Origin of the sequence: Foliimonas ilicis, from assembly GCF_039939195.1 — a bacterium.
In the GTDB taxonomy this organism is placed as follows: domain Bacteria; phylum Pseudomonadota; class Alphaproteobacteria; order Rhizobiales; family Rhizobiaceae; genus Foliimonas; species Foliimonas ilicis.
In genome coordinates this window covers 188,916-214,441 of record NZ_JBDUUH010000010.1, presented here as the reverse complement: position 1 = coordinate 214,441, position 25,526 = coordinate 188,916, and the positions used below count along the sequence as shown (strand labels likewise).

At 56.6% G+C, this 25,526-nt stretch carries 23 protein-coding genes; 15 read left to right on the top strand and 8 right to left on the bottom strand.

Annotated elements, in window-relative coordinates; genetic code table 11:
* Position 1 precedes the first annotated feature (1 nt).
* The 5 genes from ABFT80_RS20630 (at position 2) to ABFT80_RS20610 (ending at position 6,000) form a co-directional block, all read left to right on the top strand.
* Positions 2–1,171, top strand: coding sequence for a mandelate racemase/muconate lactonizing enzyme family protein (locus ABFT80_RS20630; protein ID WP_347973829.1), 1,170 nt, complete (start codon positions 2–4; stop codon positions 1,169–1,171).
* Positions 1,168–1,914 (top strand): TSUP family transporter, encoded by a 747-nt coding sequence (locus ABFT80_RS20625; RefSeq protein WP_347973828.1) that lies wholly within the window; start codon positions 1,168–1,170, stop codon positions 1,912–1,914. Before ABFT80_RS20630 ends, ABFT80_RS20625 begins: the two co-directional genes overlap by 4 nt.
* A gap of 242 nt (positions 1,915–2,156) precedes the next feature.
* Positions 2,157–2,858, top strand: a complete 702-nt coding sequence (locus tag ABFT80_RS20620) for a gluconate 2-dehydrogenase subunit 3 family protein (RefSeq protein ID WP_347973827.1) — start codon at positions 2,157–2,159, stop codon at positions 2,856–2,858.
* Positions 2,859–2,860: 2 nt separating this feature from the next.
* Complete coding sequence (locus ABFT80_RS20615; RefSeq protein ID WP_347973826.1) at positions 2,861–4,630, top strand: GMC family oxidoreductase; 1,770 nt, start codon at positions 2,861–2,863, stop codon at positions 4,628–4,630.
* Positions 4,631–4,641: 11 nt separating this feature from the next.
* A complete protein-coding gene (locus ABFT80_RS20610) occupies positions 4,642–6,000 on the top strand; it encodes a cytochrome c (protein ID WP_347973825.1) in 1,359 nt (452 codons plus the stop codon).
* 82 nt (positions 6,001–6,082) lie between these two features.
* Here ABFT80_RS20610 and ABFT80_RS20605 read toward each other — a convergent pair whose 3' ends face one another.
* From ABFT80_RS20605 to ABFT80_RS20595, 3 genes are all read right to left on the bottom strand, one after another.
* Positions 6,083–6,958, bottom strand: coding sequence for a shikimate dehydrogenase family protein (locus ABFT80_RS20605; protein WP_347973824.1), 876 nt, complete (start codon positions 6,956–6,958; stop codon positions 6,083–6,085).
* A gap of 89 nt (positions 6,959–7,047) precedes the next feature.
* Positions 7,048–7,737, bottom strand: a complete 690-nt coding sequence (locus ABFT80_RS20600) for a GntR family transcriptional regulator (protein WP_347973823.1) — start codon at positions 7,735–7,737, stop codon at positions 7,048–7,050.
* Positions 7,738–7,765: 28 nt separating this feature from the next.
* Positions 7,766–8,440, bottom strand: a complete 675-nt coding sequence (locus ABFT80_RS20595; RefSeq protein WP_347973822.1) for a GntR family transcriptional regulator — start codon at positions 8,438–8,440, stop codon at positions 7,766–7,768.
* A 185-nt stretch (positions 8,441–8,625) separates the two neighbouring features.
* On the opposite strand from ABFT80_RS20595, the gene dctP reads away from it, so the two are divergent.
* The 4 genes from dctP (at position 8,626) to ABFT80_RS20575 (ending at position 11,945) form a co-directional block, all read left to right on the top strand.
* Entirely contained in the window at positions 8,626–9,612 is a 987-nt protein-coding gene (dctP, locus tag ABFT80_RS20590; RefSeq protein WP_347973821.1) for a TRAP transporter substrate-binding protein DctP, read from the top strand.
* 75 nt (positions 9,613–9,687) lie between these two features.
* Complete coding sequence (locus tag ABFT80_RS20585; RefSeq protein ID WP_347973820.1) at positions 9,688–10,197, top strand: TRAP transporter small permease; 510 nt, start codon at positions 9,688–9,690, stop codon at positions 10,195–10,197.
* Positions 10,194–11,495: a TRAP transporter large permease gene (locus ABFT80_RS20580; RefSeq protein ID WP_347973819.1), complete on the top strand. Its 1,302-nt coding sequence runs from the start codon at positions 10,194–10,196 to the stop codon at positions 11,493–11,495. Before ABFT80_RS20585 ends, ABFT80_RS20580 begins: the two co-directional genes overlap by 4 nt.
* 18 nt (positions 11,496–11,513) lie before the next feature.
* The gene (locus ABFT80_RS20575) at positions 11,514–11,945 is read left to right on the top strand and encodes a type II 3-dehydroquinate dehydratase (protein WP_347973818.1); all 432 of its coding nucleotides are present in this window, start codon (positions 11,514–11,516) and stop codon (positions 11,943–11,945) included.
* Positions 11,946–12,070: 125 nt separating this feature from the next.
* On the opposite strand, the gene ABFT80_RS20570 is transcribed toward ABFT80_RS20575, so the two are convergent.
* Positions 12,071–12,967 carry a LysR family transcriptional regulator gene (locus ABFT80_RS20570; RefSeq protein WP_347973817.1) on the bottom strand — a complete coding sequence of 299 codons (897 nt, stop codon included), beginning with the start codon at positions 12,965–12,967 and terminating at the stop codon, positions 12,071–12,073.
* Between the two features lie 132 nt (positions 12,968–13,099).
* Between ABFT80_RS20570 and ABFT80_RS20565 the strand changes: the two genes are divergently transcribed.
* The 5 genes from ABFT80_RS20565 to ABFT80_RS20545 all read left to right on the top strand — a co-directional run bounded on the left by ABFT80_RS20565 (position 13,100) and on the right by ABFT80_RS20545 (position 17,917).
* On the top strand, positions 13,100–14,284 hold the full coding sequence (locus ABFT80_RS20565; protein WP_347973816.1) for an MFS transporter: 1,185 nt from the start codon (positions 13,100–13,102) through the stop codon (positions 14,282–14,284).
* A gap of 34 nt (positions 14,285–14,318) precedes the next feature.
* Complete coding sequence (locus ABFT80_RS20560) at positions 14,319–15,416, top strand: alpha/beta hydrolase (protein WP_347973815.1); 1,098 nt, start codon at positions 14,319–14,321, stop codon at positions 15,414–15,416.
* A gap of 223 nt (positions 15,417–15,639) precedes the next feature.
* Positions 15,640–16,680, top strand: coding sequence for an NAD(P)-dependent alcohol dehydrogenase (locus tag ABFT80_RS20555; RefSeq protein ID WP_347973814.1), 1,041 nt, complete (start codon positions 15,640–15,642; stop codon positions 16,678–16,680).
* A gap of 195 nt (positions 16,681–16,875) precedes the next feature.
* Positions 16,876–17,478, top strand: coding sequence for a biliverdin-producing heme oxygenase (locus tag ABFT80_RS20550; RefSeq protein ID WP_347973813.1), 603 nt, complete (start codon positions 16,876–16,878; stop codon positions 17,476–17,478).
* Positions 17,479–17,509: 31 nt separating this feature from the next.
* Positions 17,510–17,917: a YbaN family protein gene (locus ABFT80_RS20545; protein ID WP_347973812.1), complete on the top strand. Its 408-nt coding sequence runs from the start codon at positions 17,510–17,512 to the stop codon at positions 17,915–17,917.
* A 297-nt stretch (positions 17,918–18,214) separates the two neighbouring features.
* Here ABFT80_RS20545 and ABFT80_RS20540 read toward each other — a convergent pair whose 3' ends face one another.
* The 3 genes from ABFT80_RS20540 to ABFT80_RS20530 all read right to left on the bottom strand — a co-directional run bounded on the left by ABFT80_RS20540 (position 18,215) and on the right by ABFT80_RS20530 (position 23,589).
* Entirely contained in the window at positions 18,215–21,415 is a 3,201-nt protein-coding gene (locus tag ABFT80_RS20540; RefSeq protein WP_347973811.1) for an efflux RND transporter permease subunit, read from the bottom strand.
* A 128-nt stretch (positions 21,416–21,543) separates the two neighbouring features.
* Positions 21,544–22,734: an efflux RND transporter periplasmic adaptor subunit gene (locus ABFT80_RS20535; protein ID WP_347973810.1), complete on the bottom strand. Its 1,191-nt coding sequence runs from the start codon at positions 22,732–22,734 to the stop codon at positions 21,544–21,546.
* A gap of 33 nt (positions 22,735–22,767) precedes the next feature.
* On the bottom strand, positions 22,768–23,589 hold the full coding sequence (locus ABFT80_RS20530) for an alpha/beta hydrolase (RefSeq protein ID WP_347973809.1): 822 nt from the start codon (positions 23,587–23,589) through the stop codon (positions 22,768–22,770).
* Positions 23,590–23,743: 154 nt separating this feature from the next.
* Between ABFT80_RS20530 and ABFT80_RS20525 the strand changes: the two genes are divergently transcribed.
* Positions 23,744–24,670 (top strand): LysR family transcriptional regulator, encoded by a 927-nt coding sequence (locus ABFT80_RS20525; RefSeq protein ID WP_347973808.1) that lies wholly within the window; start codon positions 23,744–23,746, stop codon positions 24,668–24,670.
* 32 nt (positions 24,671–24,702) lie between these two features.
* On the opposite strand, the gene ABFT80_RS20520 is transcribed toward ABFT80_RS20525, so the two are convergent.
* Complete coding sequence (locus ABFT80_RS20520; protein ID WP_347973807.1) at positions 24,703–25,524, bottom strand: inositol monophosphatase family protein; 822 nt, start codon at positions 25,522–25,524, stop codon at positions 24,703–24,705.
* Between the last annotated feature and the right edge of the window lie 2 nt (positions 25,525–25,526).

Genomic DNA, 25,526 nt, shown 5'->3' with positions numbered 1-25,526 from the left:
GATGAGCGTCGTACAAGCCTTTTCGCCGGTGACGATCAGAGCCGTAGAAGCATATGTCTTTCGCGTTCCGCTCGAACAGCCCATCTCCACATCTTTTGGCACGATGAACGACCGGCCGACGGTGCTGGTTCGTCTGGAGGACGAGGACGGCATCGTCGGCTGGGGCGAAATCTGGTGTAACTGGCCGGCATGCGGCGCGGAGCACCGGGCGCGTCTTTTCATCTCCGACATCGCGCCTCGCATTATCGGCAAGCCGCTGCCAGCACCCACGAAGCTCTGGAGAGATCTTACCGCGAGTACGGAAATCATCGTCCTTCAGACGGGCGAGGCTGGCCCCTATGCACAAATTATCGCTGGGTTCGACATGGCCTACTGGGATATTGTCGCCCGTCGGCAGCGTCTACCGCTCGCCAAGGCGCTTTCCCCCGGTGCAGGCAAGGCCGTACGGGCATATGCCAGCGGCATCCATATTGTAGATGCTGATAGGGTTATCGCACAGGCGCGTGCGGCCGGTTATCGTGACTTCAAGGTGAAGGTGGGCTTCGACTTTGACCGCGACCTCGCTCTCACCCGCAGCCTTGCCGAAAGCCTCAAATCGGGAGAGACGCTCCATGCCGACGCCAACCAGGGTTTTGCACCCGAAGCGGCACGCACATTCCTCATGGCGATCGAGGACCTTGGTCTCGGCTGGATGGAGGAGCCGGTCCGGGTGGATGCAGATCCGGCGATCTGGTCGGATCTTGCGCGGCTGACCACGACGCCGCTTGCGGGTGGTGAGAATATGATTGGGCTTGGTACATTCGACGCAGCTATCGCCGCTGGTCATCTGTCCGTGATCCAGCCCGACGTGGCAAAATGGGGTGGGCCGAGCGGATGCTTTGCAGTAGCCGGAGCCGCGCTGCGCGCCGGCCGGCGCTATTGCCCGCATTTTCTCGGCGCGGGGATCGGGCTCGTCGCGTCCGCCCATATCCTCGCGGCGGCGGGAGGGGACGGATTGCTGGAAATCGACGTCAATTCAAATCCGCTCCGAGATGCCATCGTGCCATGCTGGCCCCTTATCGAAAACGGGCTGGCAGCCTTACCAGAAGGACACGGTCTCGGTGTCGTACCTGACCTTGACCGGCTTCGATCCTATGAGGTGTTGACGCTGGTTGCCGGCGAACGGGCATGATCCCGACCGCTGCCATTGTCGTCTTCGCTCTTCTGTGTTTCGTGGCAGCCTATGTCCAGACCTTGACCGGCTTTGCCTTTGGCCTTCTGCTTATGGGGGCGGTCGTATTGATGAACCTGATGCCCTTGCCGGAGGCCGCGATCGTCATCAGCCTCTTGACGCTCGCGAACGCCTTCATGGTGTTGGCACAAGGCTGGCGCAATGTCGCGATGCGGCCATTTTTCTGGGCGCTGGCCGGTGCGGTTCCGATGATCGTTGCTGGCTACGTGGCGCTGGAACTGCTGGCGTCGACGTCGCTTTCCGTGCTCAGTTTGGTGCTGGGACTGGTTATCATCGTATCGAGCTTCCAACTTATTCGAAGGCCATCGCCGCTCGACCGCCTCTCTCGACCGGCGGGGTTCATTTTCTTTGGCGGACTGGGCGGATTGATGGGAGGACTCTTCTCAACGGCTGGACCGCCATTGGTCTTTCATTTTTATCGCCAGCCGCTCGCGCATAGTGCCATCCGAGAGACACTGGTCGCGATCTTTGCGATCAATTCTTTATTCAGGCTCTGTGTCGTCGGTGCGAGTGGCGGCTGGGAGAACCATGCGCTTGTCTGGGCGATTGCCGGTCTGCCCGCCGTGCTTTGCGCCACCTATCTGGCAAGACGCTGGCCACCGCCGCTGACGCCATCAAACCTGCGGAGAATAGCTTTCATTCTGCTGCTATTGTCCGGTCTTTCACTAATTGTTCCGGGCTAAGCCATATGGAAAGCTCCACCTTTCCGAAGGACAAGCCCGGCCGACGGCGCGCCGAGCCGTTCCCGGCACTTTGGACCAACCGTTTGTCGCTACTGATTGGTGGACTGCCCGAACGAGGCACAAGATATTTGAAATATTGAAATTGGACGTGTATCCGACGTGTATGTCTCGTTGATCCATATGATGTGGATTTGCTGAGGCGGACAATCAGTCTTACCCACCCTAAAAGGCAGGAAACGACAATGACCGACCTTCCCGGATATCCAAGCCGTCGCAGTTTTTTGAAGGCCTCCGCTGCAAGCGTTGCGCTTTCAGGATTAGCTGCTTCAGCTCAGGCCCAACCGGCGACGCCTCCTCCTGCCCTCGAAGAATACGAACGTCAGTATTTTAATGATGTTGAGTGGCTGTTCATCCTTGCAGCAACTGCGAGACTGATTCCTTCTGAAGGTGATGGCCCCGGTGCCATCGAAACCCGCGTTCCCGTTTTTATCGACCTTCAGCTTGCTGGCGATTATGGGCGGGCAGATGACTGGTACATGGTCGGTCCACATGAGCCGTCCGCGGACCCGACTCGCGGCTGGCAGACACCCCTTAACCCGGCTCAGATTTACCGCCAGGGGATTCCGACTTTCAACGGCTGGTGCGAGCAGAAATATGGCGCGGCATTTTCTGCGCTCTCTGGCGAACAACAGGATGAAGCCCTGACCGCTCTTCAAAAAGGTGAAGTTGGCCTGCAACCTGAATTGCGGGATTTCTTCGGTATTCTGCTGCAAAACACCAAGGAAGGCTATTTTGCCGATCCGATGTATGGCGGCAATCACGGCATGCAGTCGTGGAGCTATATTGGCTTCCCCGGCGCGCGCGGCAGCTACAAGGAATGGGTCGAGCGATACAATATTCGCTATCCGCTGGGTCCTGTCTCGATCAAGGGCGAGAGGGCATAGAAATGGCGCGTCAGGAAAAGAAAAAAGACGTCGTCATCGTTGGCCTTGGCTGGACCGGTGCGATTCTCGCTATGGAACTTGCACAGGAAGGGCTGGATATCGTCGCCCTTGAACGTGGCCGCGATCAGAACACTGTTCCCGATTTCAAATATCCAAACATGATCGACGAGCTGAAATACGGCGTGCGGCTGAAAATGATGCAGCGCGCCAGCCAGCAGACACTTACGGTTCGTCGAAACGAAAGCGAGAGCGCACTACCTTACCGCAGCTTCGGCTCTTTCCTGCCGGGCAACGGTGTTGGCGGTGCCGGCACGCACTGGAACGGTCTGAACTGGCGCCCGCAGGTACAAGAACTGAATCTGCGTTCTTATGTGCGCGAACGCTGGGGCGAGCAGATCATCCCCGAAGATATGCTTTTGGGTGATTATCCGGTCACTTATGACGAAATGGAACCATTCTTCGACCGTTTTGAACGCGTCGCGGGTATTTCCGGTAAGGCCGGCAATATCAAAGGCGAGATCGTTGAAGGCGGTAATCCTTTTGAAGGATGGCGGTCGGGCGACTATCCTATGCCGCCAATGCCCACGACTTGGGATGGCAGGAAATTCGCCGACGCTGCGAAAGCCATGGGTTATCATCCATTCCCGTCACCGGGCGGCATCGCTTCGACAGCCTATGTAAACGAATATGGCATGCAGATGGGACCGTGCAACCATTGCGGTTTCTGCGAACGTTTCGGCTGCTTTCAATATTCGAAATCCTCACCGCAGACGACGATCCTCGATGCCTTGAAGCGCATGCCGAATTTCTCCTACCGTACGGAAGCGGAAGTTCTGCGCGTCGAGATGGCATCCGATGGCAAGACAGCAACCGGCGTCACCTATTTTGATGAAGCGACGCAGGAGCAGGTGTTCCAACCGGCAGATATAGTCATTCTGGCATCTTACCAGCTCAACAACGTACATCTCGCCCTGCTTTCGGGCATCGGGCAGGTTTACGATCCGGCGACGGGCGAAGGTGTCACGGGACGGAATTATGCCTACCAGATGAATGGCGGCGTGACGCTCTTCTTCAAGGATGAAGAGTTCAATCCGTTCATCGGTACTGGTGCGAATGGCATGTGCATCGACGACTTTGGTATCAACCAGATCGACTTTGGCCGTGAAGGTTTTATCGGCGGCGCTTATTGGCGTTCTGGCCAATCGAACGGTCAGCCGATCCGCAGCATGATCTTGCCCTCGGGAACGCCGGGCTGGGGATCTGGTTGGAAGAAGGCGATCGCGGAATGGTACGGCCATTCAATGTCCATCGGAACCCACGGTTCTGTCATGGCCTATAAAACCAATCACCTCGATCTCGACCCCACCTATAAGGACCGGCATGGTCGTCCGCTCATGCGCATGACCTTCAACTGGAATCCGAATGATATTCGGATGACCCAGTTTATGAAGGGCAAGGCAGAAGAACTTGCCAAGACCCTGAACCCGGATTTGATGCAGTCGTCGTTCAAATCGGAAGGAGCACAGTATGACGTGCGCCCCTATCAGACGACACATAATACCGGTGGCCACAGCATGTCGGAAAACCCGAATGAAGGCGTGGTGAACCGTTATTCCCAGGCTTGGGACAAGCACAATGTGTTCATGACCGGTGCCGGTAATTTTGTGCAGAACACCCAATACAATCCGACCGGCCTCCTCGGCGGGCTTGCCTACTGGACCGCACATGCGATCCGTACGCAGTACCTTTCCAATCCGCGTCCGCTGGTTTGAGGAGAGCAGTGATGAAAACTTTTATTCGCATTATTGGAATTCTGGCGATTGTCGGGATCATCGCACTTCTCGCCTTTGTGTTTTTGCCAGTCCAGTTGACTAAGCCCACGGAGCAACTTGCTTCGGATTGGAAGCCGGCCAAAGGGCAGGGTGAATATGCAATGTATGCATCCGACTGCATGGCCTGTCACACGGCGGAAGGCGGCAAGTCATTTGCTGGCGGCCGCGCCATTGCAAGCCCGATGGGCACCATCTGGACCACCAATATCACCCCGGACAAGGAAACGGGTATTGGCAACTGGACGCTCGATCAGTTCCGTGCAGCGCTTTACGATGGCATCCGTGCCGATGGTGCTCATCTCTATCCGGCAATGCCTTATGAAAACTATCGTAAGCTGACCGAAGAGGATGTGCGCGCGCTTTACGACTACTTCATGAACGAAGTGGAGCCTGTAAAGAACGAGATACAGCAGACCGAATTGGGCTTCCCGTTCAATATGCGCTTTGGCATCCGTGCGTGGAACTGGCTTGCTCTTAATCACAAGGCTGGCTTCACGCCTGCGGATAACAACGAAGTGCAGGATCGCGGCCAATATCTGGTCGAAGGACCGGGACACTGCGCTGCTTGCCATAGTCCGCGTAACGCGTTGATGGCCCAGAGCGGTATTGAAGCTGGCGATAAGAATTTCCTCACCGGTGGTGTTGTCGATGGCTGGAATGCTCCGGCTTTGCGCGGACCGCAATCGGCGGGTCAGAAATGGTCTGTCGAGGAAATGGCTTCTTATCTTGCGACGGGTCGTAACGCCCATTCGACTGCAAACGGCGAAATGGGACTTGTCGTGGAGCATTCACTTCAGCATCTGACGGATACCGACAATCTGGCGATTGCGGCATTCCTCAAGGGTGTTGATGGTGCGACGGTCGAAGTTCCGCAAAGCTTCGCCGAGAAGGTTTCTACTGCTTTGCCGGTTGCTCCGGCAGGTGCCGACGGTGAAAAAACAGCTTCTATGCTGACCGAGGCTTCTCCGGACATGCCACTTGGCGCGCGTCTTTATCTGGACAATTGTTCTGCCTGCCATTTCGTGACGGGCAAGGGCGCGCCGGGTATTTTCCCGGAACTGGGCGGCAATGATCTCGTCACGGGTTCTGAGGTGAAGCCGCTGATCTCGATTATCCTGCACGGTGCCGAAGTGCCATCGACCGCGAAGCGTCCAATGCGCCTGGTGATGCAGGGCTATGCCGACCGTTTGACGGATGAAGAAATAGCTGAACTGGCAACGTTTGTGCGTTCGGCTTGGGGCAACAAGGCCAACGCTGTATCAGCAGACGATGTTCAGGCCGTTCGCAAACAGGATCAGCAAGGCCACTAATGATGTCACGAGACTGAGGATGCGGTCCGCTGAGTTCTGATAGCGCCCGAAATGGTGAAAACATCGGGAAACGGATTGGCAACTACGGCTGAGAAAGCCAGTCCATCTGTTCCGGGCTGTTGGCCAAGGTTCGCAGTTGACTGCGCAAGGCACTTTGATCGACCTCTCGCCCAGTGAATAGCCTAAACGCGTCGATGCCTTGATGAAAGAACAGCTCATAACCTGACAGGATCGCGACGCCGGCCTCTCTGGCTTCTTTTAGAAACCGAGTTTCGACCGGTGTATAAACCGCGTCGAAGACCCATTGCTTACCCGCTAGTAGATGGGGCGGGAAGGCGCTGCCGGGATAACCATCCATGCCGAGCGGAGTGGAATTGACCAGGCCTTGCGCGAAAGCGCAGGCGCTTTTGATGTCGGATGCCAACCTGACTTCTATCTGTGGAGCGAAGGCTGCTAAGGCATCTGCCAGCGCCTGAGCGCGCTCGACAGAAGGATCGAACAAAGCGATACTCTGGGCCCCCAGATCGGCCAGCCCGAACGCAACTGCCTTACCGACGCCGCCCGCGCCCGCCATTGCGACGTGTCCGGGCAGCGTATCAGGAAAAGCCTGGCGGAACGCTGCGCAAAAGCCGGAATAATCGGTGTTGTAGCCTTTCGGACGGCCCTCGTCGAAAATCACCGTATTGCAGGCACCGAGCGCCAGAATCGTAGGACATTCGATATTCAGGCGCGATACCACGCGCTCCTTGTAGGGGAAGGTCACATTGATCCCACGGAAACCCGAACTGGCGCACCAGTCAAACAAATCGTCGAATCCCTGCTTTTGATCAGCCGGGATCAAGGATTCATATGTTACGTCGAGATCGGTAAGCTGGCCGGACAAACGATGCAAAAGCGGCGATTTTGACTGCCTGATGTTGTCACCTATCAATCCTAGTCTGATCACGTCGGTCTCCATGCAGAATATCTTGGGCGCAAGATACATGGGACCAATTGAAATTTAAATGCCGATTCCAATTTTATCGGAGATTTTGCCGATCCTATGTTTTACAAGATCGTTCCCGTCGATAGAGCGTGTTCGAGACCGCCGCTTACGTGGCGCTCCAATACGTCGCGTGCCGTGGTGGAATCGCGCTTCAGCGCCGCTTCGAGCAGGCTGCGATGCTCGCTCGCGGCGATATCGCCGCGAAATGACAGTGCAATCATCTGGTATCGGAGATATTTATCGAAAATCGCTGCGTGGGTTTCCATCAGGACTGCCGAGCCGCATGCGGAAATCAAAGACTGGTGAAATTCCCAGTCATATCGTTTCCAAAGCTCGGTTTGGGACATGTCCCCATTGGCCATACGCCGTTCCAGCGTGGCCAGCTTGTGATGGCTTGCAACGACATCGCCTTCCCAATCGACCCCGCCCGCCGCAAAAGATTGCTCGAGCGCATGGGTTTCCAGGAGAAGTCGCAATGCAGCGATTTCCTTCAGGTTTTCTACGGAAACGGGCGCGACTTCGAAACCGCGCTGTCCTTCGGCGACGACAAGCCCCTCGGAAGCCAGCCGGTTTAATATCTCGCGCAGAGTGCTGATACTGGCTCCGTACCCATCGCGAAGTCCTTCCAGCTTCAGCTTCTGGCTCGGGCGTAGGCGTCCGAAAATGATGTCGGATCGTATCCGGCGATAAGCATCTTCGCTGATGGATAGCTGGTTGCGGCTATCAATGCCGTTTTCATTTTCTGATGTCATGGGACTAGCAAATCTCTGAGAACAGATGTCATTTTGGCAATAAGCCGTTTTCAACGGTGTGTTCGACGCAGGCGTGGATATGACGTTTGAGAATTTGTCCCGCCTTTACGTGATCGCGTGAGAGCGCGAGCTGCAGCAGTTCGCGATGTTCGTTTGCCGCTTGCTCGCCTCGAAAAATCACGGCGATGATTTGGTAGCGCAGATACTGATCGAATATTCTGGCATGGGTTGCCAGCAGCGCGGTCGATCCGCAAGCCGCGATCAGAGCGCGGTGGAACTCCCAATCGTAGCGCTTCCACACTTCGGGTTCGGAGCGGTTGCCTGACAGCATTTGGGTTTCCAGCCGGGACAGCCGGTGGTGAGCAGCGACCACCCCTGCCTCCCACTCCACGTCGCCTCGGCGGAAAGATTCTTCCAGCGCATGGGTTTCGAGAAACTCGCGCATCCCCGCTACTTCGCGAAAATTTTTCTGCGATACCGGCGCTACAGTGAAGCCGCGCTGTCCTTCTGCAAGGACAAGACTTTCCGCGCATAGACGATAAAGAATCTCGCGCAGCGTGCTGACACTGACATTATAAACCGTCTTTATCTGATCAAGCTTTAGGCGTGCGCCCGGCTGTAATCTGCCGAAAATGATATCCAGGCGAATCCGCTCGTAAGCAGTTTCTCCCACAGTCGCTGGAAATGAGGTCGGATCTTGCACGATCAGGGTTCCGGTTTCAGCGTTCTTAGCTGATCCAAAAGGACTGCGGCAAGCTCCGATAGAAATGATGTAATGAAAAATCTATGATGATTTTGAATTTACCTATTGATCGTCGTTTTCCCTTGTGTAAAAAATTGACCAGAATGACGGCGGAGGGGCCGTCCGGTTCACTTAGGGAGGAATTCATGACGATTGTTTCTACACGCCGAATGCTATTGGCCGCGGGCGCGGCTCTTATGATGATGACCGGCTTGCCATCGATTGCACAGGCCCAGGAAACACTTCGCTTCTCCGCTGTTTTCTCGCAGCAGGACATTCGCGCCGAAATGATGAAGCGCTTCTCGGACGAACTTGGCGAAGATTTCAAATATCAGGGATATTATGGTGCTTCGCTTTTCCGTCAGGGAACCGAACTGGTTGCATTGCAGCGCGGCAATCTCGAGATGGGCAACATCGCTCCTCAGGATATTGCTGAGCAACTTCCCGAATGGTCGATTTTGACGTCCGCCTATCTTTTCCGCGATGCAAATCACCTCGTCACATTCTTCCAGAGCGAAGAGGGTGAAAAAATGAAGCAGCTGGCAGAAGAGAAGCTGAAGATCCGCGTTCTGGGGCCGACCTATTTCGGAGCCCGTCATGTCGGTCTGCGAACGGACAAGAAGATTAGTACGCCTGCCGATCTCGCAGGAATCCGTCTACGCATGCCGGGTGGCGACGCATGGCAATTCCTCGGGCAATCGCTGGGCGCAAACCCGACCCCGGTTGCGTATGCCGAAACCTATACGGCACTTCAGACGGGCGCCATCGACGGTCAGGACAACCCGCTGCCAAATGTGCAGAACATGAAATTCTACGAGGTAATGAAGCAGATCGTTCAGACGTCGCATCTGGTCGGCTTCGACGTGCTGACGATTTCCTCCCTTACCTGGGAGAAGCTGACACCGGAGCAGCAACAACGCCTCCAGGGCGCTGCCGACACCGCAATCGCATGGAGCAACGAGCAGCATGTCAGCAACGAAGCTGCTCTGATCGAGGAGTTCCGCGGTCAGGGGCTGGACATCTACGAGCCCGATCTTGAGGCCTTCCGCACTCATGCCCAGAAATTCTATCTGGATTCCAGCATGGCCGAATCCTGGCCTGAAGGTTTGCTCGAAAAGATCAACGCCCTCTGAACTTTATATTAGCCGGATGCAGCTCGGGAATGAGCTGCATCCTTCTAGTCTTTCTGGTCGTTGAGGAAGCTCGAGATGCGTCTGTCCGGTGTGGGAGAGTGGCTTAGGCGAAGGGCAGAGAACATTCAGGCTTTGATGCTTGCGGTGATGTTCTTTGCCTTCCTGCTCCAGGTCGTTTTCCGTTATTTTCTGAATTTGCCTACGGGCTGGTCTTCCGAACTGACTGTGATCATGTGGCTCTGGATGGTGCTCTGGGGCGCGGCTTTCGTTGCGCGGGAAGATGAGGAGATCCGTTTCGATCTCCTTTACGCGTCGGTCAGCAGAGGTGTGCGGCGGGTCATGGTTATCATAACCGCGCTGGTGTTGATCGGCCTCTACCTTTACTCGCTACCTGCAGCCTGGAGCTATGTCAGCTTCATGAAAATCCAGTCGACGGCTTATCTCAAGATTCGCTTCGACCTGCTTTTCTCCATCTACATTCTGTTTTCCGTGGCGGTCACGTGCCGTTATTTGTGGATATTGTGGCACGCGCTGATCGAACGATCGAGCCGCAAGGCCGATGACACGATTGGGCCTGCCGTATGAATCTCGTTGATCCTTTTACGGCCTGTATCGCTCTTTTGATCGGACTGGCGCTTTTCGGTTTGCCTGTCGGCCATTCGATGATCCTGGCGTCGATCTTCTATCTCTGGCTGGCTGGTCTGGATATGGGAACGGCTGCCGAGCAACTTCTGAACAGCATGTACACCAGCTATACGATGCTGGCGGTTCCGCTCTTCATTCTTGCAGCGGAACTGATGAATTCCGGTTCGATGACCACGCGTCTTCTCAGCTTCGCCAATGCGCTGGTCGGGCGCTTCCGGGGTGGTCTCGCACAGGTCAACGTTCTGCAAAGTCTTCTTTTCGCCGGCATGTCCGGATCGGCCATCGCCGATGCCGCCGGCATGGGCAAGATGATGATGAAAATGATGACGCAGGACGGGAAATATACGCCGAGTTTTGCTGCCGCGCTGACTGCGGTGACGGCTGTGGTGGCTCCGATCCTGCCGCCTTCCATTCCCATGGTCATTTTCGCGCTGGTGTCGAATGCGTCGATAGGCTTTCTGTTCCTCGCCGGAATTCTGCCGGGGCTGCTGATTTCGCTCAGCCAGATGATCATCGTCGGCTGGAGTGCACGCCGTCAGAATTTCCCCACCGAAGCTCCCGTACCGCTCCGCTATTTGCCGGGCATTACGTTCAGGGCCTTGCCAGCTTTGCTGCTGCCCGTTGTTCTGATCGTCGGGTTGCGCGGCGGTGTGATGACGCCGACAGAGGCCGCCGCGGTCGCCGCAGGTTACGCACTCTTCATTTCGATGGTGATCTACCGCGATGTGGGGCTGCGTGAATTCTACAGCTCGCTGGTTTCTGCTGCACGCACGACGACATCCATCGGCATGCTGATCGCTGCAGCACTTGTGTTCAACTACATCGTCACCATCGAGAACATTCCCAACTCGATCAGCAGCTTCCTGTTGAGTTTCGATCTGACGCCGCTGACGTTCCTCTTGCTGGTCAACCTTCTGCTTCTTTTGCTTGGCGCGGTGCTTGAAGGCACGACGATCATTCTGATTATCGTGCCCGTACTGATCCCGACGGCCAATGCGCTGGGAATCGACATCATCCACTTCGGTGTCGTGGTGGTGTTCAACGTCATGATCGGTCTGGTGACGCCACCTTACGGGCTGCTTCTGTTCGTGGTGAAGCGTGTTTCAGGTGCTCCGATGGGTGCGATCCTGCGTGATATATTGCCGTTCCTTCTAGGGCTGATCGGCGCATTGATGCTGATCACTCTGTTCCCATCCCTCGTTCTCTTTGTCCCGCGCTACTTCGGGTACACGGGCTGACTTTGACGGAAATCTGAAATGACAAAGACGATTTATGTTCTGAATGGGCCAAATCTGAACCGTTTGGGCAAACGCGAGCCGCATATTTACGGATCTACGACTTTAGCGGAAGTGGAAGAGATGTGTCGTACGGCTGCCGGTGACGTGCACGTCGTATTCCATCAATCCAATCGCGAGTACGAGTTGATCGAATGGATCCATGAGGCAATCGAGAATGAAGCCGCCGGCATCATCATCAATCCTGCCGCCTTCACATTTACTTCGATTGCGATTTTAGATGCGCTGAAGATGTTCAACGGTTCAATCATCGAACTGCATATTTCGAACGTGCATCGCCGTGAGGCGATCTATCACAATTCGCTGGTCTCCAAAGTAGCGACAGCCGTGATTGCCGGTCTGGGACCGCGCGGTTATTCAACAGCCGTTCGCGCGATGGGAGAAATGATATAAGATTGAGCTAACTGATAACAACGGCCGCGCGGGCAACATATTGATATCCCGTCCAAGGTTAAACTGTTCTCACTGATACTGAGGGGAGCCGTCACGGTGCTGAGATACTGTGGGGCGGCTATCAATCAACTAATCCTATAACGAAGCGCGTCGACTATGACCTTGAACGCCGGGAGATTCTGACGACGGCTTGGGAAATAAAGAAAGTAGCCGTCAAACAAGGGCGACCAGTCGTCCAGCACCAGGATGAGTTCGCCTTCGGCAAGTTGCCGTTCCACGATGCTTTCCGGAACGTATGCGATACCATACCCGCAGACCGCCGCGTCGATCATCGCATAGGAATTGTTGAAGGTCAGTTGTCCGTCGACCCGAACACGGAGCGCCTGGCCATCTTTTTCGAACTCCCAAGCATAAAGTCCGCCAGCGGTTTCATGGCGCATATTGATGCAGACGTGGCCGATAAGTTCGTCTGGATGCTTTGGAGCATCGTGCTTGGCTAGATAGTGTGGCGAGGCTACAGCAACCAGCCGCCAGTCAGGGCCGATCCTGACCGCGATCATGTCTTTTTCGACGCTTTCACCCAGCCGAACGCCAGCGTCAAATCCTTCCTCGACAATGTTGCGAAAAGTGCTGTCGAGGATCAGCTCGACCTTGATATCTGGATAAGCGACGAGAGCCGGTTTCAGTTTCGGCCAGACCACACTCGCCAGTGCATGATCCGATAGCGTCAATCGGATGGTGCCTGATGGCTTCTCGCGAAACTCCATAAGTGCGGCGATCTCGTTCTCGATTTCGGCCATGCGCGGCGTGATCGTCTGAAGCAGGCGTTCACCCGCAACTGTCGTCGCGACATTTCGCGTCGTGCGCGCCAAAAGCCTTATGCCCATGCGGGTTTCGAGTTGCTTGATGGTGTGGCTGAGTGTCGATTGTGCGACGCCCAGCTTTGCCGCAGCCCTTGTGAAGCTGCGCTCTTCGGCAACCACCCGAAACCAAGTTAGCTGGTTAAAATCTGTTTTAGCCATACGCCCTCCTGACGCCGACGCCAGATTAATCGACCCGATCGATTAGTCTATGCCGATTTGAGCGCCTAATCGAAAGAACGAATAGCTTCTATCTATGTCCGACCAGTGCGTTGCACGAGTGAGGCAGATATTATGGTTGCGACCTTCCCCGATATAAAAGACCAACCGACCGCCGCATGGGGCGCAGTCCTTTCAATGGCGCTCTGCGTCGCGATGTTGATTGCCTCGGAATTCATGCCGGTCAGCCTCCTGACGCCGATGGCCGAAGGCCTTCACGCCACGGAAGGGCAAACCGGACAGGCGATTTCGATCAGTGGCCTGTTTGCCATTGCTGCGAGCTTGCTTATCACAACCGCAGCCGGAAGGGTAAATCGCAAAACCGTCCTCATCTCAATGACGGCGCTGATGCTTGTATCCCTGGTACTTGTTGCAGCAGCCCCGAGTTTCACAATCCTGATGGTTGGGCGTGCCCTGCTCGGTATCTGCATCGGCAGCTTCTGGGCACTCGCCACCGCCGTCATCATGCAGCTTGTTCCGAAAGCCGATGTCCCGCGCGCGTTGTCTATCATGTATGGTGGTCAGGCAATTGCGGCGGCTTTCGCCGCCCCGATCGGAAGCTATCTCGGCGGCATGTTCGGATGGCGCGAGGTGTTTTGGGCACTCGTCCCAATCGTTGCCATTAACCTCGTCTGGCATCTGGTCGCTTTGCCTTCTCTGCCTGCGAGGCAGCGGCAGGATTTCCGGTCGATGTTCGGTTTGTTGAAGCGACCCTATTTCCTCTTGGGGCTCATTGCCTCAATGCTTTCCTGGGGCTCGGCTTTCACCATGTTTACCTATCTGCGTCCATATTTGGAGCAGATAACGCATGCCGATGTGACCACATTGTCGATTCTGCTTCTCGTCCTTGGCTGCGGCGGCTTTGTCGGCACATGGGCCGCAGGCCGCGTTGTCGGCGATCGTATCGCCCCACTTCTCAAATTACCCGCCATGCTTATGGGTGCTTGCACGCTCGCACTCCTGTTCCTTAGCGGCTCAGTGATCGTGACAGGCGCTTTCCTCGCCATTTGGGGCGCAATGAACACCGCAATGTCGGTGATCTGGATGACGTGGATGTCACAAAACGCCGACGACGCTCCCGAAGCCGCCGGCAGCCTCATGGTCGCAGCGATCCAGACATCGATCCTTCTGGGCGCAGTGGTCGGTGGTCTGCTTCTCGATGGCATTTCTATCAATGCGACTTTCGCCGGAAGCGTGGCTCTTGCCGTCGCGGCGGTCGTTCTCATCGGTAACGGTCAGCGCATGCTGAAACCCGAATAATCACCCCCTGAAAATGCAATCGAAAGGAAGACTCATGACTAAGAATCGAAATTCTAATGCCGATAGCCTGTCCACCGAAATTGATCGCCGCCAAATGATGCTGCTGACAGGCGCGGCCACGGTAGGCGCGCTATCGCTCGGTGGCATTTCCTTTGCTCAAGCTCAGGATTTGTCGAATGGTGCAGATAATTTCTACGTTAGCGATCAGGTAGATATCGAGAAAGTGACATTCCGGAACCAGTTCCAGATGAACGTCGCGGGAAATCTATACACACCGAAGAGTCTCGACCGCAATTCTCGTCACCCGGCGCTCGTCGTCAGCCATCCTATGGGGGCGGTGAAGGAACAGAGCGCCAATCTCTACGCGACGAAGATGGCGGAGCAGGGCTTTGTGACCATGTCGATAGACCTGCCGTTCTGGGGAGAGAGCGAAGGCGCACCTTCAAGCCTCGTTTCCCCGGATCACTACGCCGAGGCTTTCAGTGCCGGCGTCGATTTTCTTGGAACGCGGGCATTCGTTGACCGCAATCGCATTGGCGCGATCGGAATCTGCGGCAGCGGTAGCTTTGCGATCAGTGCGGCAAAGATCGACCCGCGCATGAAGGCAATCGCAACGGTTAGTATGTATGACATGGGTGCCGCCAACCGGGACGCTCTCAATCGATCGCAGACCGTCGAGCAACGCAAGCAGATCATCGCTCAGGCAGCCGAGCAGCGATATGTCGAATTCGAAGGGGGAGATGTGCTTCTCACCAGCGGTTCGCCGCATGAGTTGACGGGCAACGCTATCGGCGACGAGTTCTTTGATTTTTATCGCACGCCGCGCGGGCAGTTTACGCCTGAAGGTCAGTCGCCAGAGCGAACCACCCATCCGACACTGACCAGCAATGTGAAGTTCATGAACTTCTATCCGTTCAACGACATCGAAACGATTTCCCCACGCCCCATGATGTTCATCTCAGGCGATGTCTCGCATTCGCGCGAGTTCAGCGAGGCGGCTTTCAAGTTGGCGGCCGAACCGAAGGAGCTGGTATGGGTTGAAGGTGCTGGCCACGTCGATCTCTATGACCGCGTCGATCTTATTCCTTTCGACCGTTTGAACGCCTTCTTTGGCGAGCATCTCTCTGCGTAATGACGCCAAGGAAAGAGGCGGCACGCCGCCTCTTTCCTGTGGAGGGTATATTGCCGTCATATCGCTGGCGCATTCGAAAAGCGTGTTAGCTCGCGAAAAAATGAACTTCGTAGGTCGGATTAAAATTTGCCAATCAGGATTTTACGGCAAAGCTTGAGGCTGCGCGCGTTCGCGGTGAACATCCCCTTCGCGTTACCGTCTTTCCCTAACAAAAGAGACAATCATGACCATAGCATTTGGAAATCTGGCTTCAGACAAGCCACTCGAGCGCCTTGAAATCACACGTCGGCAACCTGGACCTCAGGATGTCAAAATAGATATTGCCTACTGCGGCGTATGCCATTCTGACCTCCATCAAGCGAGGGGCGAGTGGGCGGGTACCGTTTATCCGTGCGTTCCGGGGCATGAGATCGTCGGACGCGTATCAGCCGTTGGAAGCGCCGTTAACAGTTTCAAGGAAGGAGATCTGGTCGGTGTTGGCTGCATCGTCGACAGCTGCCGGCACTGCTACCAGTGTGACGATGGATTGGAAAATTACTGCGACCATATGATTGGGACCTATAATTTCCCGACGACAGACGCACCCGGCCATACGCTGGGTGGGTATGCGCAGAACGTCGTTGTGGACGAGCGTTACGTTCTTCGCGTGAAACACAGCGTGGGTCAGTTGGCCGCCGTTGCGCCTCTGCTCTGCGCAGGGATCACCACATACTCGCCGCTACGCCACTGGAATGCTGGTCCGGGTAAAAAAGTCGGTATTGTCGGTATCGGTGGCCTCGGGCACATGGGCATCAAACTGGCCCACGCTATGGGTGCTTATGTTGTGGCGTTCACCACTTCGGAGTCCAAACGCGCGGAAGCCAAGGCGCTCGGTGCCGATGAAGTCGTGGTATCCCGCAACGCGGATGAAATGGCGTCACACGCCCAAAGCTTCGATCTGATTATCAATACTGTCGCGGCACCTCACGATCTTGATGCCTTCTTGGTTCTGCTGAAGCGCGATGGCACGATGACGCTTGTCGGGGCTCCAGCTTCACCGCATCCATCGCCTGAAGTTTTCAATCTGATCATGAAACGACGCTCGATCGCGGGATCTATGATCGGCGGTATTGCCGAGACACAGGAAATGCTCGATTTCTGCGCCGAACATGGCATCGTGGCGGATATCGAAATGATCAAGGCTGATCAGGTGAACGAGGCATATGAGAGGATGTTAAAGGGTGACGTGAAGTACCGCTTCGTCATCGACAATGCGTCGCTTTGATGGTGACGATAGCTCATAACAGTTTCTAGATTCGTTCTAAATCATTGATGTTGCGTGTTAAATCTACATTGTGTACGCGAGGATGGTGCCGTTGTGCGTGTGGCGCGACCGAACACATGGTGTGGTAGAAATCTATAGCCAGGCGAGAGACCGTTTCTTCCCACAAGGCCTATTCATCGAGAGAACTGACACGAGATGAACGAAATAATTGATATCGAAACCCCGCCAATGATTGGCCGGGCAAAACGGCTCAAGGCGAGAACCAATGAGACACATGATCGCCTCGACAAGTCGATCATGGCCGGAAAACCGTTCGAAAGCCGGGAAAAGTATGGATTGTTCGTCAAGGTACAGCACCAGTTTCACCGAGACATAGACGCTCTCTATTCCAACACCGCTCTCGATACTCTATTGCCCGATCTTGCCGGTCGCCGGCGTCTGGACCTGATCGAGCAAGACCTTGTCGATCTCGGCCTGGCCTCGCCGACAAGCGCCACCCCGCCGGGGTTTGACGAAGAGGCCGACATACCTGTTGCGCTCGGCTGGCTTTATGTAGCGGAAGGTTCGAATTTGGGAGCGGCTTTCCTTTTGAAGGAAGCAGCCAAGCTCGGCTTGTCCGAGGAATTCGGCGCGCGCCATTTGGCTGGAGCACCGGAGGGGCGCGGTCTTCACTGGCGGACATTCACTGCAGCACTTGATATGCTGGAGTTGAGCGAGGCTGAAGAAGATCGCGTCGTAGCAGGTGCCGAAGCTGCCTTCCGGCGCGTTCATGGCCTGGTTAAGGAGATGCTTGGATGAGCGAAGAACCTCGGACTGTTCTACAGCACGGATGAATTCACCACCACGTCGTACCCCGAAAGGGGCGGCTCTCACCAAAACGAGACGGGCAGGTTTTCTGGCGCTGGGCTTTGTCATGCTGGCTCTCGGCATCATCGGCGCCGTGCTGCCGATCATGCCGACAACGATTTTCCTGATCCTCGCGGCATGGTGTTTCGGGCGCTCCTCGCCACGACTGGAAGCGTGGATGCTCAATCATCCTCGCTTCGGTCCTGTTATCGAAAACTGGCGTCTGCGTGGTGCAATACCGCGCCGGGCAAAGCTTATGGCCTGCACGGGTATAAGCTTCGGCTACGTTCTGTTTTGGTTTGGCGCACAGCCCGGACTGATGTTGGCCATAATCGTTGCAGGCTTGATGGCGGCATGCGCGATCTACATTATTACGCGACCTGAACACTAGGAAGCGCTGATAAGGAGTGGTTGGCAGACCGCTCACCGCCGTCGGGCGATTTCCTCCGGCCACTCCAGCCGTAATCGTCGTGTCGTCTCTTACTGTCGCGGTATCCCATTGAGGGCAACGAGGAGGCCTGGCGCATTCAAGGTTTACATCAAGGAAGGCGCAGACGTGAAGGAACTTGCGGAAATCTTCGCGTAAGGCGCGACGGGGGGTTCAGCCAGTTCATCAAGTTATTGCGATAATTGCGGGAGAATGGCTGAGCAGTGCTCAGCCATTATCTATTCCATACTCTTCTCGAAGTTACAGCTGCGAGACCTGCAGGCTGTCGGGCCGGGCTTCTTCGAGAGCGGGCTTGCCGTGATGTATGAGCGGCCGGTTGCCTGCAAGCTTGCGCAGCAGCACGTAGAATACCGGCGTCATGAAGATGCCGAAGAAGGTCACGCCGATCATGCCGGAAAATACGGCAAGGCCCATGGCGGCGCGCATTTCGGCACCTGCGCCCGTCGACAGCACCAGCGGCACAACACCCATGATGAACGCCATGGAAGTCATGAGGATCGGGCGCAGGCGCAGGCGACTTGCCTCGATCGCGGCCTGAACCGGGTTACGCCCCTCGAATTCGAGTTCGCGCGCGAACTCGACGATGAGGATGGCGTTCTTCGCCGATAGACCCACCAGCACCACTAGGCCGATCTGGGTGAAGACGTTGTTGTCTCCGCCGGTGTACCAGACCCCGGCCAAAGCCGCGAGCACGCCCATCGGTACGATCATAATGATTGCGATGGGCAGGGTCAGGCTTTCATACTGCGCGGCCAGCACGAGATAAACGAGCAGTAGGGCGAGCGGAAAAACGATGATGCTGGAATTGCCGGCTAGAATTTGTTGGTAGGTCAGGTCCGTCCATTCGAAATCGATCCCTGCGGGCAAAGTTTCGGCTGCGATCTTTTCGATAGCCGCTTCCGCCTGACCGGAGGAGAAGCCCGGAGCTGGCGCACCATTGATGTCGGCAGCGAGGAAGCCATTGTAGCGTGTGGTGCGCTCCGGCCCCGTCGTGGCGTCGACCTTCAGCAGCGCGGCAAGCGGGATCATCTCGCCCGATTGCGAGCGCACCTTGAGCTGGCCGATGTCTTCCGGCTTGGCGCGGAAGGCAGAGTCGGCCTGCACGCGCACGCTGTAGGTGCGCCCGAACGCGTTGAAGTCGTTGACGTAGAGCGAGCCGAGGTAGATCTGCAAAGTTTCGAATACGTCCGTCACCCGCACGCCGAGTTGCTGCGCTTTGGAGCGGTCAAGATCGGCATAGAGCTGCGGGACGTTGATCTGGAAGCTGGAAAATAGGCCCGCCAGTTCCGGCGTTTGATAGGCTTTCGCGAGGAAGGCTTTGGTTGCCTCGTCAAGCGTTTCATAGCCGAGGCCAGCGCGGTCCTCGATTTGCAGCTTGAAGCCGCCCGTGGTGCCCAGGCCGTTGACCGGCGGCGGCGGGAACATGGCGATAAAGGCGTCCTGGATGCCCGCGAACTTCTGGTTCAGTTGCATGGCGATCGCCCCGCCGGAGAGTTCAGGCGTCGTGCGTTCCTCAAAACTGTCCAGCGTGGCAAAGACGATGCCTGAGTTGGAGCCGATGGTGAAACCGTTGATCGACAGGCCCGGGAAGGCGATGGCATGGGAGACGCCCGGCTGTGCCAGCGCGATCTCGCTCATCTTCTTGATCACCTCTTCCGTGCGGTCCAGCGTGGCACCGTCCGGAAGCTGGGCAAAGCCGATGAGATATTGCTTGTCCTGCGCCGGCACGAAGCCGCCCGGTACGGCGTTGAACACCCCATAGGTGGCGCCGACCAGCACGAGATAGATAAGCATGACGATCGATTTGCGCGAGACGAGCCCGCCGACGCTACGGCCATAACCGCTCGAAGCCGCACCAAAAAACCGGTTGAAGCCGCGGAAGAACCAGCCGAAGAGACGGTCCATGATGCGCGTCAGCCAGTCTTTTGGCGCATGGTGATCCTTCAGCAGAAGGGCGGCAAGTGCAGGAGAAAGCGTTAGTGAATTGATGGCCGAGATGACTGTCGAGATGGCGATGGTCAGCGCGAACTGGCGGTAGAACTGACCGGAAAGGCCGCTGATGAAGGCGAGCGGCACGAAGACGGCAACGAGCACCAGCGCAATGGCGATGATCGGGCCGGAGACTTCGCGCATTGCTCGATATGTCGCTTCTCGCGGGTTGAGGCCGTTTTCGATGTTGCGTTCGACATTTTCGACGACGACGATCGCGTCGTCGACGACGATGCCGATCGCCAACACCAGACCGAACAGGGTGAGTGCGTTGATCGAGAAGCCGAAGGCATACATCACGGCGAAGGTGCCAATGATGGATACCGGCACGGCCAGCAGCGGGATGATCGAGGCCCGCCAGGTCTGCAGGAAGATGATGACGACGAGAACGACCAGCGCGATGGCTTCGAGCAGCGTATCAACGACTTTGTCGATTGAGGCGCGGACGAATTCCGTTGTGTCGTAGACGATCTCGTATTTCACGCCGTCGGGCATGGCGATCTGCAACTGGTCCATTGTCGCGCGTACGTTGTCGGCGATCTCGATGGCGTTGGAGCCTGGGGCCTGGAGCACTGCGATTGCGACAGCCGGCTCGCCGTCGAGAAGCGAGCGCAGCGTATACTCGGCCGCGCCCATCTCGATGCGCGCGACGTCCCGAAGGCGCGTGATTTGGCCCTCCGCGCCAGTTTTGACGATGATGTTGCCAAATTCCTCCGGCGTATGCAGGCGCCCCTGCGCGTTGACGTTTAGCTGGAGGTTGACGTCGAGCGGCGTCGGCGAAGCGCCAATTATGCCGGCTGCGGCCTGCACATTCTGCTCACGGATCGCATTGGTGATGTCGCTGGCAGCAAGCGCATGCTCGGCTGCCTTTTGCGGGTCGATCCACACTCGCATCGCATAGTCGCCCGCGCCAAAAACCTGCACCTGGCCAACGCCCTCGATGCGGGCCAGGCGGTCTTTGACATTGAGGGTCGCGTAGTTGCGCAGATAGGTGATGTCATAGCGGTCCGTTGTCGAAACGAGGTTCACCACCATGATGAAGTCTGGCGAACTCTTGACTGTTGTGACACCGAGCGCGCGCACTTCCTGCGGCAAGCGGGGTTCTGCCTGCGAGACACGGTTCTGCACGAGCTGCTGTGCCTTGTCGGGGTCGGTGCCGAGCTTGAAGGTGACAGTCAGTGTCAGCACGCCGTCCGACGTCGCCTGACTGTTCATGTAGAGCATGTCCTCGACGCCGTTGATCTGCTCTTCGAGCGGTGTTGCAACCGTTTCGGAGATGACAACGGGGTTGGCACCCGGATAGACGGCGCGCACGACAATCGATGGTGGCACGACGTCCGGATATTCGGAAATCGGCAGGGAACGCATGCCGATCAGGCCCGCGACCACGATAAGGATCGACAGCACCGCTGCAAAGACGGGGCGATCGATAAAGAATCTGGAAATGTTCATTTTCTGCACCCTCTCCGGGATGAAAACGGGACGAGCGATTCCTTCCGGCGGGCTTGCCCTCGGCCGGTGGACCTCAAATTATTCTGCAAATGCGGGGCAGGGCGCCGAGGCGCCCCGCGTCTTGCTGCTTACTTTACGGCCGCGACAGCTTCCTGCACCTGGGGATCGACGACGGCGCCCGCGCGGATGCGCTGCAAACCATTGACGACGATCTGGTCTCCGGCATTTAGACCGCTCTCGACGATGCGTTCATTTCCGGAAAGGCTGCCGAGCACGACCGGCCGGTAGGCTACCTTGTTGCCGTTTTCGACGACGAAGACGAACTTCTTGTCCTGGTCCGTGCCGATCGCCTTCTCGTTGACGAGGATTTTGTTTTCGGCACGCGGCTCGCCCATGCGGATGCGCACGAACTGGCCGGGGATCAGCCTGCCGCCTGGATTGTCAAAGACGGCGCGCACATTGATGGTGCCACTTGCCGCATCAACCTCGTTGCCGATGAGCTGGAGCTTGCCGCGGATCGGCGTGCCTTCGTCAGCGAGCGTGCCGACTTCGACCGGGATTTGCTCGATCGGCTGGAGTGCGCCGTCGGAAACGGGCAACCCGGCAAGTGCCTTGGCGACCGTTTCCTCGCTTACATTGAAGCCGGCATAGATCGGATCGACCGAGACGAGCGTCGCCAGTGCTGGCGAGGTCGAGCCAGCGGCGACGAGGTTGCCCGTCGTGATTTCCACCCTGCCGACGCGACCGGAAACAGGCGCGCGGACTTCGGTGTAGCCAAGCTCCAGCGTGGCGGCGCGGAGGGTGGCCTCAGCCGTCTTCAGTGCGGCGCGGGCTTCCGCCAGCGCGTTCTGGCGCGTATCGACGTCGCTTTGCGATATGCTGTTGCTCTTGGCGAGACGTTCGCCGCGCTCAAGCTCGGTCGTAGCGAGCTTCACTCTTGCTTCGGCTGCCGAAACCTGCCCCTGCGCTTGTGTCACCGCGACTTTATACGGTTCCTGATCGATCGTGAACAGCAGGTCTCCCGCCTTAACAAGCGCTCCCTCCCGGAAGTTCACGGACTCTATGGCACCGGCGACGCGCGAGCGGATCTGCACGCGGTCGATAGCTTCCAGCCGGCCGGAAAACTCCTGCCACGTCACGACATCTTGTTGCTTGACCACGGTGACGGTCACGGGCACGGCTGCGATCTCGGCCGACGCATTGGCTTCGGCTACAGCTACTCTGCCTGGCAACTCAAAAAACACGGCGGTGGCGGAAACGAACACAGCCAGTCCCAGCCCGGCGCCCACAAGGGCCCAGCGTTTGTTCTTCAATATCATTGATCTTCTCCTCGTGGCCCTTCGGGCCGCGTTCTATTGCTTTGTCTTCAATTCAAATGAGTGAATGCTTATGCCTCTGGTGAAGCTTGAAAACTCGTGTCTCACACTGTCTTGCCAACACCCCGCAAGACTTGATTTTCCGCTGTGAATTGATGGCCAGCCGACCCCGGCAGGGAGGATATGCTGTTGCACGTTCACGGCCGCTTCTTTCAAGCGGTCAGCATAAACCAGTGTCTCATCAAGAAGCGGATCGTCTTCTGCCGAGATGAGAAGTGCAGGCGCCATGCCTGTAAGTCGCGAGCATAGGGAGGGCGCCGCATAGGGGTGGCAAACTCCACCACTCAGATAGTGGCTCCAGCCATCGGCCCAGCGTTCGCGCATGCCGATCGCTTCGGCTTTCTGAAAAGAGGCAGTGCCCATAAATGGGTCGAGCAGCGGTGAGAGCAGGACTTGTCCGTCCAACTCGTTTGCAAAGTGGTCACGCGCTTTGAGCGCGACGCCAGCCGCGACGTTTCCGCCTGCCTCCTCGCCGCCGATGATAAGCTGCGATTTGCGGTCACCGAGTCCGGTCCGCTTCTTTGCAAGATAGGAAAAGATCGAGAAGCCGACTTCCAACGGCTTCGGGAAAACGCCGCCGAGCGGAGCGTTGTAGTCCGGCATGACAACGATAGCGCCAGTCTCAGCCAGACATTGGGCGAGGGGGCAATGCTGAGGAGCGGTTTCGAGAAACGCGCCGCCGTGAAAATAAAGCAGCACGGGTGCGCCCTTGGCGTATTCCGCTCCCTGATAGACGCGCACCGACACGGAGCCACCGGCCACCTTATCGAGCGTCATATCCTTTATTTCAACCGTCATCGTCTCGATCCCATGCCCAAAGCCAGTTCGCTTAGAATTGGCCCCAGGTTCTACATACCTATATCGTTATTCACTCTATCAGGATAAGTATGGTAAAACTGACATCACTGTTCGAAATTTCGAATAATCTTGCAATGCAGCACGGGAAAATCCTATGGATCAGCTTTCGGCTATGCGTGCCTTTATACGCGTGGTGGAGACAGGCAATTTTACGCGGGCATCCGCGGCACTGAGTATACCCAAAGCCACGTTGACCAATCTCATCCAGAATCTGGAAGCGCATCTCCAGACCAAGCTTCTGAACCGCACCACGCGCCGTGTGATAGTAACTACCGACGGAGCCCTCTACTACGAGCGGGCAATACGGATCGTCACCGAAATTGACGAACTGGACGGCAGCCTTTCCCACTCACGCACCAACCCGAGCGGGCGGCTTCGTGTCGAGATGGCCGGTGCCTTCGCAGATCTGCTCGTCATTCCGGCTTTGAACGATTTCCACGAGAAATATCCCGACATTCACATCGATCTTGGGGTTGGTGACCGAACGGTCGACTATCTGGCGGAGAATGTGGATTGTGCTCTGCGAGGCGGTGTGCCGGTGGACCAGTCTCTTACTGCACGTCGCGTCGCCGAGATTGACGTCATCACTTGCGCCGCACCAGGCTACATTGAAGCGTTCGGCGCGCCGCAGCATCCCTTGGAACTCGAAGACACGCATCACTGCGTGAACTACTTTCTTGCGCAGACCAACCGGACCATGCCGTTCGAATTTGAAAGGCAGGGCGAAAAAGTGGAAGTTAACGGCCGCTACATCGTTTCGGTAAACGACGCACGAAGCTATCTCGCGGCAGCGATTTCCGGACTTGGCATCGCGCCGCTCGCGCATTTCATGGCGATCGACGCGCTCGCAAATGGTCAGCTAATTCAGGTGCTGCCAGAGTGGAACTCCGAGCCGATACCGCTTTACATCGTCTATCCACCGAACCAGCACCTGAGCAACAAGGTAAGGGTGTTCGTCGACTGGGTCGTGCGGCTGCTGGCGCATACACAGCTCAATGTGAATTCCGGAAGTGGCACATGACGGTGTGCTCACAAGCATGCGGCCATGAAAGATCAAATCATCCGTTGACGAATAGATAGTCCTGCAATCCGCATGAGATCTTCAACGGCGCCGGGAGCGGCTGCGAGCACGGGTGCACCTTTGGTAAGCCTGTCTCCATCTACCGGGAATGGAAGGAACCATCCCCCGGCCTCACTGACTAGACAATAGCCTGCGAGACAATCCCAAGCGTGCATATAAGGCTCATAATATCCGACCAACCGTCCCGCGGAAACATATGCAAGCATAAGTGCTCCGGACCCGTTGCGAATAAAGTTGCCACCCTCTTCGAGAAGCCTCTCAACCGTTTTTGCCATATCGGCAGGCTTCACATGATGGTTCGCACCAATGCCGGTCACGGCATTGCGAATTGTACGAGAACCATCAAGCACCAATTTCTTGCCGTTCAGTCGAGCGCCAAGCCCAAGACCTGCCGCGTAAAGTTCGCCATTGCAGGGTGCAGAAATCACGCCAATAACCGGCTGGCTGTCGTGTAGAAGCGCAATAGATACACACCAGCTCGGCATACCATTCACGAAGGGGCTGGTACCATCGATCGGGTCGATCACCCATGTAAAGCCGGAGCTGCCGGTATTTAGCCCAAACTCTTCCCCAAGCACGCCATCGTCTGGAAATGTCTCTGCAAACCGCCTGCGGATCAGAAGTTCCACCTCCCTGTCGGCTACGGATACGACATCTTGAAGATCGCCTTTCGTTTCAACAATGAGCATTTCGCGTCGATTGAAGTAATCGAGGGCAATTTTTCCAGCTTCTTTCGCGAGTTCTTCCGCAAATGCCAGGCGCGCAGATAAATCGGGTATGACATTTGATGTCATTA